The sequence below is a fragment of the Streptomyces sp. NPDC002130 genome (assembly GCF_040296465.1).
Lineage (GTDB): Bacteria > Actinomycetota > Actinomycetes > Streptomycetales > Streptomycetaceae > Streptomyces.
In genome coordinates this window covers 1-9,841 of record NZ_JBEOXI010000281.1, presented here as the reverse complement: position 1 = coordinate 9,841, position 9,841 = coordinate 1, and the positions used below count along the sequence as shown (strand labels likewise).

6 protein-coding genes and 1 pseudogene are annotated in these 9,841 nt (G+C 72.5%); 5 read left to right on the top strand and 2 right to left on the bottom strand.

Annotated elements, in window-relative coordinates; translation table 11 throughout:
- Window positions 1-433 (top strand): SbcC/MukB-like Walker B domain-containing protein (locus ABT116_RS35040; RefSeq protein ID WP_351642314.1); only part of this gene is annotated, 433 nt, incomplete at its 5' end.
- Complete coding sequence (locus ABT116_RS35035; protein WP_351642311.1) at window positions 430-1,725, top strand: TIGR02679 family protein; 1,296 nt, start codon at window positions 430-432, stop codon at window positions 1,723-1,725. The genes ABT116_RS35040 and ABT116_RS35035, both read left to right, overlap by 4 nt.
- A gap of 77 nt (window positions 1,726-1,802) precedes the next feature.
- Here the strand turns inward: ABT116_RS35035 and ABT116_RS35030 are convergent, their stop codons facing one another.
- Window positions 1,803-3,788, bottom strand: a complete 1,986-nt coding sequence (locus ABT116_RS35030; protein ID WP_351642309.1) for an N-6 DNA methylase — start codon at window positions 3,786-3,788, stop codon at window positions 1,803-1,805.
- 144 nt (window positions 3,789-3,932) lie between these two features.
- Here ABT116_RS35030 and ABT116_RS35025 point away from each other — a divergent pair, with 144 nt between their 5' ends.
- The 3 genes from ABT116_RS35025 to drmD all read left to right on the top strand — a co-directional run bounded on the left by ABT116_RS35025 (window position 3,933) and on the right by drmD (window position 9,733).
- The gene (locus tag ABT116_RS35025) at window positions 3,933-4,874 is read left to right on the top strand and encodes a serine/threonine-protein kinase (protein ID WP_351642306.1); all 942 of its coding nucleotides are present in this window, start codon (window positions 3,933-3,935) and stop codon (window positions 4,872-4,874) included.
- 187 nt (window positions 4,875-5,061) lie between these two features.
- On the top strand, window positions 5,062-6,324 hold the full coding sequence (locus ABT116_RS35020) for a serine/threonine-protein kinase (RefSeq protein ID WP_351642303.1): 1,263 nt from the start codon (window positions 5,062-5,064) through the stop codon (window positions 6,322-6,324).
- Between the two features lie 160 nt (window positions 6,325-6,484).
- Entirely contained in the window at window positions 6,485-9,733 is a 3,249-nt protein-coding gene (gene drmD / locus ABT116_RS35015) for a DISARM system SNF2-like helicase DrmD (protein ID WP_351642301.1), read from the top strand.
- Between the two features lie 21 nt (window positions 9,734-9,754).
- Here drmD and ABT116_RS35010 read toward each other — a convergent pair.
- Window positions 9,755-9,841: pseudogene (locus ABT116_RS35010) on the bottom strand (formyltransferase family protein); the annotation flags it as partial.

The following is a 9,841-nucleotide window of genomic DNA, read 5'->3' as shown; positions in this document are numbered from 1 at the left end:
CGCCCTGGACTACCGCGACTGGTTCACCTTCACGCCCTGGGTGGTGAACGACGCGGCACCGGGCAGCCGCCGTAAACTCTCCGGCCGCACGGGCCTGAGCCAGGGCGAACAGCGGGTCCTGTCCTACCTGGTCCTCTTCGCCGCCGCGGCGGCGCACTTCACCAGCCTCGCCGACACCGCCCCGCAGGTACCCCGCCTGATCCTCCTCGACGACGCATTCGCCAAGGTCGACGAGCCCACGCACGCCCGCCTCGGCCGCATCCTGGTCGACCTGGATCTCGACTTCGTCCTCACGAGCGAACGCCTGATCGGCAACTGGCCCGACGTACCGTCCCTGCACATCTACGAGTGCCTGCGCGACCCGCATGTGCGGGGCGTGGCCACGCTCCACTACACGTGGAACGGGCGGCAGCGGAGGCTGGTGTCGGTATGACGGGCGCCGAGCAGACCGAGGGGCCCCCGGACGCCGACGCCCTCGCGTTCCTCACCCGGCCGGGCCTCACCCGCCTCTGGACGGCGGCCCGCACCCGGCTGGAACGCAACGGCCTGCGACCGGCCGGAACCATCAGGCTCGGGGACCTGGACGCGCAGGAGCGCGAGGCGCTGTCCCTGCTCCTGGCCAGACCGGTCACCGGCCTCACCGCCACGATCCGCCTCCTGGACCTGGACATCCGCTTGCGCGCCAGCGCGGTCGGACGGGGCCTGCCTTCGACACTGGAGGAACTGGGCCCACCGCTGACCGACCGCCGGGCGGTCCGCGACGCGGCGGCGGCCGAACGGTCCCGAGTGTGGTCGACGGTCCAGGCCGAGCTGGACGCCACGTCGCTGTCCGCGCAGCCCTGGACGGCACAGTGGCTGGAGGAGATACGCCGTGGCGGCACACTCGCGCGCCAGGACCCGCACACCGCGACCACCGTCATCACTCAGGCCGTCCACACGCTGGCGACACTCTTCCCCGGCACGGACCCACGCCCGACCCCGGCCACCTGGGGCCGCGGCGAACTGGCCACCCGCGCCACCGGCTCGGCACACGGCCTGGACGACGGCACCTTGCTGTCCCGACTGGTCCTGCGCGGCATCGCACTGGCGCACGGTGTCGAGCTCCCGGCAGACGCACCCGCACGCCGGGCCCTGTGGCGCATGGCCTCGGTCACCCCGGACGAGGTCTCCAGCACGGTTCTCTCGTACGGCCTGCGCCCCACCGGCGGCACCTGGCAGGAGGCGGCACTGCGCGAGCGCGCCGCCCACCACATGGAGACCCACCTGACCCTGCGCGAACTGCGCACCCTGACCCTGACCATACCTCCCGGCACCCGGGTCCACGTCTGCGAGAACCCCCGCGTGGTCGAGGCCGCGGCCGACGCCGACCGTACGGCGCCCCTCGTCTGCACCTCGGGAAGCGCGACGACGGTCGTCCTCTCCCTCCTGGACGCGCTGGCGTCGTCCGGCTGCGCCTTCGTCTACCACGGCGACTTCGACTGGCCCGGCATCGCCCTGGCCAACCGGGTCATGCAGCGGTACGCGGCGGAGCCGTGGCGTATGCGCGCGGCCGACTACGAGTACCTCGCGACCCGCGCACAGGTGACGGGCACACCGTCGATCGCCCTCACTGGACCGTCGTCCGAGGCGGCGTGGGACACGGAACTGTCCCCCGCCATGGACGCCCTGGGCATCGCCCTGCACGAGGAGGCGGCGCTCGATCTGCTGCTGGAGGATCTCGGGTGAAGGCCCCGGGGCGCTCCGCCTCGCGGTCCACCGGACCGCCGGATCGGTGGCTCGGACCCCGCTCGGGCCGGACGGGGTCAGGCAGGCAGCCCGCCTGCGGCGAGTCGGTCACTCATGTCACTCACCAACCCCTTGCCCGAACTGCCGGCCGCGGTGAGCAGTTCCTCGAAGGTCCGCAGCCGGCGGAAGGTCTCGGCGTAGACCGTCTGCTTCTCGAGGGGAAGCTGGAGCACCTGGAGACGCCGGATGTCGACCCTGGACGAGCTGGAGGCATGGGTGCCGGCCTGGCGCCCGTTGGCCGGCGCGCACAGACAGCCGGCGAGGAAGTGCGGTTCCAGTTTCTCCGCGTCCACGCGCAGGAGGTAGAGCTGAGGGCCCAGGGCGGTCGGCGGGCCCTGGTGGACCCACGCCTTGAAGGCCCGGGCCACTCCGGCCACCACGACGTCGCCCTCCTCGGCGACGGCCGGGGCCGAGCCGGTGGGGACCGTCCCGCTGGGAGTGCCGTCGTGCAGGAGGTCGGCGATGGTGAGGAGCGGAACGGCGGACCCGCCCACGGGCGCCGCCGACTCCGGCGGCTGCTGGCCGGCGCGCAGTGTCAGTGCTCCGGCTTTGACGAGGTCTCCCACCGTCGTCGTGGTCTGTGGGGTACCGGCCTCGAAGTCGAGGGCGGACAGGCGCGTCGCGTGATCGGCCAGATCCGTCAGCAGCGATCCGAACTCGTCCCACTTGCCCGCGAGTTCCTTACCGGACGGCTCGGCCGCCGCCGCGGTGTAACGCCCCGGGGTGACATCCACCTCGTCGTCGAGAAGGTCGAGCAGCGGCACCCGGACGGCGCCCTGCGGCGGCTCCTGGCCCGGCTGGTCGAGGGCCGCCATCGCGGTGAGCACATAGAAACCGAGGCTGTCCCAGTCGGGGCTGGGTTCGCGCGTTCCCGGCCTCGCGAAACGGGTGGCGTCCACCAGGAGGGCGTCCTGGCTCGGGGGAGTGGCCGCGGAGCCGTCCGGGGCCGCGCGGAGGATCCACAACTGAAGTGACACGCTGTGTGGCTGGGCGCTGCCGGGAGGCAGGGAGACGACGGCGCGGAGCGCTCCGGTGCGCAGCAGGGAGCCGCGGATACGGCGGCCCGCCTTGCGTGACGCGACGGCCGGCGGAAGGACGATCACGGCGGCCCCGCCAGGCTTGAGATGGGACAGCAGGTGCTGCACCCAGGCCAGTTCGGGTTCGGTGCGAGGGGGCAGGCCGTGCGTCCAGCGCTGGTCGGTGGCGAGCTCCGCGTAGCCCCAGTCGCGTTCGTTGAAGGGAGGGTTGCACAGGGCGATGTCGGCCTGTGATCCGGCGAAGGGGTCGTCCCGCAGTGCGTCGGCGCTGACGATGTGTGTCCGGATGTCGTGGTCCTCCGCGAGGAACTCGAGCCGGGCGGCCGTCAACGCGGCGAGTGCCAGGTCCCTTTCGCAGGTGAGTACCTCCAGGCCGGGTCTGTCGTACTCCCGCACGGCCGCGGCGGCCAGGTGTCCGGTACCGGACGCCGGATCGAGGAGGGTCAGTCCGTCCTGTGCCGGGCCGAGGCGGACGGCGAGGGCGATCCGGGCCATCAGCGCGGCCAGTTGCGGCGGCGTGGTGCTCAGCTGCCGGACGTGCGTTTCCAGCCATCGTTGCAGCAGGAACTCGAAGACCTCCCGGGGGCCCTCTTTCCGCCCCACCCTCGCGGCCTCGGCGACCAGGTCACAAGCCCGCGCGGAGAGTTCGGGCGGGGCGGTGCGTGCCTTGCGGGAGCGCATCCGGTGAGCCGCCGCGGCGATGGCGAGCCCCGACTCGTTCCGGCTGCCGAGTGCCTCGAAGCGCGGCCAGAGGAGTTCGCGGCCGCCGATGTCCCTGAGCTTGCCGTTGTCCCGCAGCCACTGCTCGACCTCGGCCAGCGAGAACTGCGGACTGACGTCGGTGCCGCCGATGCGGGTGGGGAAGGAGTCGTGACGGCGGCGCCAGTTGCTCACGGCGGCCCGGCCCACGCCGGCGATCCGGGCGATCTCGGCCAGGCTGACGGGGACGGCTTCATGGGCACTCATGGTTAGGTCTCCGAGGTACTGGGCGGCTGGGCTGGTCGGCGTTCCCAGCGGCCGTTCATGCAGGGAAGGCTACTACCCCTATTGACTTTGTTCACAGCGTGTACGTTCCATCTTGTTGTGCAGGGAATGTGGAGGTCGGCAGAAATGGAGAGTCCCGCGCCGGGAATGGTGATCCATGACCGCTACCGGCTGGAGACCGTGCTGGGCCGCGGAGTGATGGGGCACGTCTGGCAGGCCCGCGACCTGCCCCTTGACCGGCCTGTCGCGGTGAAGACCGTCGCGGCGGAACTCCTGGCCGTGGCGAGCAGCCGCGACGCCGCACTCGCGCGGTTCGGCAGGGAGACGCGGGCGGCAGCGCGCCTCGACCACGCCAACGTCGCCACGGTCTTCGACGCCTCGATCACGGACGACACGTGCTGTCTGGTGATGGAGCTGATCGACGGCACCACCCTCGAGTACCTCTTCGACCAGCAGGAGGACGGCCGCTTCGACGTGCCCTCGGCTGCCGCCGTCGCCGCCCAGCTGTGCGCGGGACTGTCCGCGGTCCACGCGGCCGGCCTGGTGCACCGCGACCTCAAGACGCAGAACGTCATGATCCGCCGCGACGGCGTCGTGAAGATCCTCGACTTCGGCCTCGTCAAGCTGCTCGGCGACACCGACCCGCGGCTGACGATGACCGGCGAGGGCGTCGGCAACCTCGTCTGCGCCTCTCCCGAACTGCTGGCGGGCCGGGACCCGCTCGACGGCCGCAGCGACCTGTACGCCGTGGGCTGCCTCCTGCATCACATGCTCACCGGGGAGACGCCCTTCCCCACCGATCAGCCGGCGCTCCTGGCCTCCCACCACCTCGCCTCGCCCCCGCCCCTCGTCGCCGACGCGGGCGCACGCGTGCCCCGGGACCTCCAGAACCTGATCACGGCCCTCCTGGCCAAGCGGCCGGACGACCGTCCCGCGTCCGCCGCCGAGGTCTACGCGGGTCTGGCACCCCACCTGCCGGAGCCGGACCCCGGGCTGGCGGTCAGCCGGACTCCGCCCGAGGACCCGCGCCGCCCTTTCCTCGTCCCCCAGGGCCCGCTGCCCCTGTGAACGACGGCCTCACCGGGTTACGGCAAGACCCCCGCGGTCGTTGCGGGCTGCACCTTTTCGGTCACACCCGGCACAGGAGTGTCATCACCGGTGACAGAATGTCTCCGTCGGCCGGGGCGCCGTGACGCCCCCGGACGACGCGGGACGCGGCGGGCGCGGCAGGCGCCGGAACTGGGGGCGGGGCGCGATGCGGCGGAGCCTTGGGCGGTACGAGCTGACGCACGAGCTCGGCCGCGGCGGGATGGGCGTCGTCTGGGCGGCCCACGACCGCGACCATGACCGCGAGGTCGCAGTCAAGCTTCTCGCCACCCGCGGCCGCGATGCCGAACCGAGCACGCTGGAGCGCCGGTTCCTGCGCGAGATCCGCCTGACCGGCCGCCTCCGGCACCCGGGCGTCCCCGCCGTCCACGACCACGGCAACCACGAGGGCGAGCTGTACCTGGTCATGGACCTCGTCCCCGGTCGCGCCCTGGACGCCGTCCTGAAGAACGACGGTCCGCTGGGCGTCGAGCAGGCGGCGGACGTGGCCCGCCGCACGGCCGAGATCCTGTCCTACGCCCACGGCCAGGGCGTCGTGCATCGCGACCTCAAGCCGTCGAACCTGATGCTGACCCCCGACGGCGAGATCAAGGTCCTGGACTTCGGGGTCGCCGCGGCTCTGGAGCCCCAGCCCGGCGAGACCCGTTTCACCGCCGCGAACGCCACTCCCGGCACGGTCGTCTACATGGCGCCCGAGCAGGCCGTCGGCCAGACCGTGCCCGCGAGTGACCTGTACGCGCTGGGCTGCGTCCTGTACGAACTGCTCACCGGCGCGCCGCCGTTCACCGACGCCAGCCCGTTCATGCTGTACCACCGGCACGCTCACGACCCCGTCCCGCCGCTCGCCGACCGCCGCCCCGGCGTGCCGGACGGACTACGGGCGCTGGTCGAGCGGCTGCTGGAGAAGAAGCCCGAGGACCGGCCCGCCTCCGCCGAAGAGGTCGCCGCCCTGCTCGCCGCCTGGGCGCCCCGCCCGCCCTCCGTCGCCGGGATCGTGCCCGCTCACCCGCGGCTCGTTGAGCTGGCGGCCCTGCGCCGGGCGGGACGTCCGGCCCACGCCCTGGAGGGGTACCGCGAGCTGATGGACGGCCCCGGCCTCGACCGCGCGGGCATGCTCGCCGCCCGCGCCGGAGCCGCCCTGTGCGCGGGGACGCTCGGCCGCACCCGCGAGGCGCTGGACGAGCTGAAGTCCGTCCTCGCCGAACAGCGCAGCCTGCTCGGGCCGGGCCACCCCGCCGTGCTGGATACCCGCTACGAGATCGCAGTCCTGCTGGTCCGCAGCGGGGAACGGCACGCCGCCGAGGAGTTGTTGCGTCGCCTGGCCGACGAGGAGGACACGGTCCTGCCCGAGTCCGACGCCGGACACGGACGGAGCCGCACGCTGCTGGAACGGCTGCGCCGCATGCGCTGAGCACCACCAAGGCCCGAACCCGACCATGCGAGAATTTGTAATCTCTGTTCACAGAGTATGGCTCGGTGTTAGCCTGCCGTCACGTCGTTCCGGAGGGGAGACAGGACACGGGACACTGTCTACGGACGACGGCAGGTGAACACCGAGGGGAACAGCGCCCATGACGCCAGCAGCTCAGCGCGAGACCGAGCGGACGGGGGCGCAGCCGCTCCCCGAGGAAGGGAATCTGGTCGAGGTACGCGGCCAGTCCTGGGTGGTCGCCCGCGTCGAGCCGTCCCCGGCCGCCCCCGACGTCGAGGAGAACCGGCGCCCCGCGACCCTGGTCCACCTCCAGTCCGTCGCCGACGGCCGCTTCGGCGACACCCTCTCCGTGATCTGGGAGGTCGAGCCCGGCCGCCGCGTCCTGCCCGCCGGCTCCCTGCCCGACGCCTCCACCGGCTCCTACGACTCCCCGAACCGCCTCGCCGCGTTCCTCGACGCCGTCCGCTGGTCCGCCGTCGCCTCCGCCGACGCCCGGACCCTCCAGGCCCCGTTCCGCTCCGGCGTCGCCGTGGAGCCGTACCAGCTGGAGCCGGTCTCCCGGGCAGTCGGCGCGCCCCGCGTCAACCTCCTCCTCGCCGACGACGTCGGCCTCGGCAAGACCATCGAGGCCGGCCTCGTCGTGCAGGAACTCATGCTGCGCGGCCGGGCCCGCCGCACCATGGTCGTCTGCCCGGCCGGCCTCACCCTCAAGTGGCGCGACGAGATGGCCGAGAAGTTCGGCCTGGAGTTCACCATCGTCGACTCCGAGCACTGCGCCCGCCTGCGCCGCACCCACGGCACCGCCGCCAACCCCTTCCGCGTCCACCCGCTGACCATCGTCTCCCTGCCCTGGCTGCGCGGCCAGAAGGCCCAGCGCCTCCTCGACGAGGTCATCGGCGCGCCGGAGGAGAGCCCCGACGGCGAGCACAAGCGCTTCTTCGACCTGCTCGTCCTTGACGAGGCCCACCACGTCGCGCCCGCCGCGCCCAAGCAGGTGTACGCGGTCGACTCCCAGCAGACCAAGCTGATCCGCCGCCTCGTCCCGCACTTCGAGCACCGCCTCTTCCTCTCCGCCACCCCGCACAACGGCTACCCCGAGTCGTACACGGCGCTCCTCGAACTCATCGACGACCAGCGCTTCGCACGCGGCGTGGACCCGGACAAGGAGGCGCTGAAGGACACGGTCGTACGACGCCTCAAGTCGAGCATCCTGGAGCGGGACGGCGTGACGCGCCGCTTCCACACCCGCGTCACGCGCGAGCTCTCCGTCGACTACACGCCGCAGGAGCGGGCGATCCACGAGCTGCTCGGCTCGTTCGCGGAACTGCGGCGCAAGAAGCTCACCCCCAAGGCCCGCGGCGGCCGCCGCGCCGCCGACCTGGTGACCCTGCTGCTGAAGAAGCGCCTGTTCTCCTCCCCGGCGGCCTTCCTGCACACCGTCCAGGTCTACCTCTCCCACCTTGAGGACACCGGCGGCCCCGCGCGCACACGCTCGGCTGCCGCCGAAGTCCCGGAGTGGCTGGAGGAGTTCGCCGACCTCGTCGCCGACCTCGACGACACGGGCCTGGTCGACGCCGAGGACGACGCCCTGACCCGCTCCACCTCGCTCACCCCGGCCGAGGACGGCCAGGAACTGGACCTGCTCCAGGAGATGGAGCGCTGGGCCCTCACCCACGAGGCCGCCCCCGACTCCAAGGCCGAGGCGCTGATCGCCGAACTCAAGGCGATCTGCCGCCCCGACGGAAAGAAGTGGACCAACGAACGGGTCGTGGTCTTCACCGAGTACCGAGACACCCAGAAGTGGCTCCACGACCTCCTCCAGCAGGAGAAACTCACCGACGGGGGCCGCGTGGAGCGCCTGCACGGCGGCCTGTCCGCCGAGGAGCGCGAGCGCATCCGCCTCGGCTTCCAGGCCGAGCCGTCCCGCGCGGAGGGCAAGGTCCGCATCCTCCTGGCCACCGACGCCGCCGGCGAGGGCATCGACCTCCAGAACCACTGCCACCGCCTGATCAACTACGACATCCCCTTCAACCCCAACAAGCTCGAACAGCGCATCGGCCGCGTCGACCGCTGGGGCCAGAAGCACGACCCGGAGATCACCCACTTCATCGGCTCCGGCTGGCAGCAGGCCCAGGCGGGCTCGTACGAGGCCGACCTGGAGTTCCTCTCCCGGGTCGCGAAGAAGGTCGCACGCATGGAGCAGGACCTCGGCTCCGTCAACGCCGTCCTCGCCGACGCCGTCCAGCGCCGGATGACCGGCGACACCGCGCCGGTCGACATCGAGAACGCCGAGCCCAGGCCGATCAAGGGCCGTCGCACGGGCGGCGAAGTCGCCCCGGAGCAGAACGTCACCGCGCAGACGAAACGGCTCGCGGACCAGTACGACGAGACGGTGACCGCGCTCGGCCTCACCCCGGGCAACGTCAAGCGCGTCGTGGACACCGCGCTCGCCCTGGACAACCAGCCGCCGCTGCTGCCGTCCACACTCCGGGCGGAGGACTTCGAGCCGGGCGACCTCTTCGACGTACAGCCCCTGTCCGGCAGTTGGGAACGGGCCACCCGCGGCCTCGCCCACAAGCTCCGTGAGGGCGAGCAGCGCCCGCTCACCTTCTCCCCGGCGGTGGCCGCCCAGGGCAGGGACGACGTGGTCCTCGCCCACCTCAAGCACCCGCTCGTGGCCCTCTCCACACGCCTGCTGACGGCGGCCGTCTGGAACGCGGACCTGATCGGCCTCCACCGTGTCACCGCCGTCGTCTCCGACGACCCGGCCGTGACCACGACCCTCGTCTCCGCGTACGCCCGGTACGTCCTCGTCGGCACCGACGGCACCCGTCTGCACGAGGAAGTGCTGTACGCGGGCGGCTGGTTCGGCGACACGGGCCGCTTCCGCCGCTGGGAGTCGGTCAACGAACAGGGAAGGGTCCTCTCCGGGGCCCTCACCGAGGGCATCGAGGCGGCCCCCCACCTGCGCAGGGAGCTCACCGAGGCCTGGCCGCGACTCCGCGACCCGCTGTACCGGTCCCTGGAGGCCCGCGCCGGCGAACTCGGCCGCCAGCTGGAGAGCAGGCTCGCGGACCGCCGGGCGGAGGAGGAGCGCCGCATCACCGCGACCCTCGACCGCTTCGAGGCCACCCTGCGCGCCAAGCTCAAGGAGGAGGGCGACGGCGAGGGTGAACAGCTCGCGCTGCTGTCCACGCACGAGCTGACCGGCCACGAGCGCCGCCAGTTCGAGGACGACCGCCGCCGCTGGGACGACCGCCTCAAGGGCCTCCCCGCCGAACGGACACGCGAACTCGCCGCTATCGCCGCCCGCTACCGCGAGCCGCGCTCCCACCTCTTCCCCGCCGCCGTCGTCTTCGTGATCCCCGCAAAGGAAGCCCGCCGATGAGCCCCCGCCGCCCTGTGAGCTGCCGGTGACCTTGGCGCCGTACGCGAGCGCGTCCCGCACGCCGTGGGCTCCCGGGAAACTGGGCAGCAGGGCGGGGTGCGTGTTGAC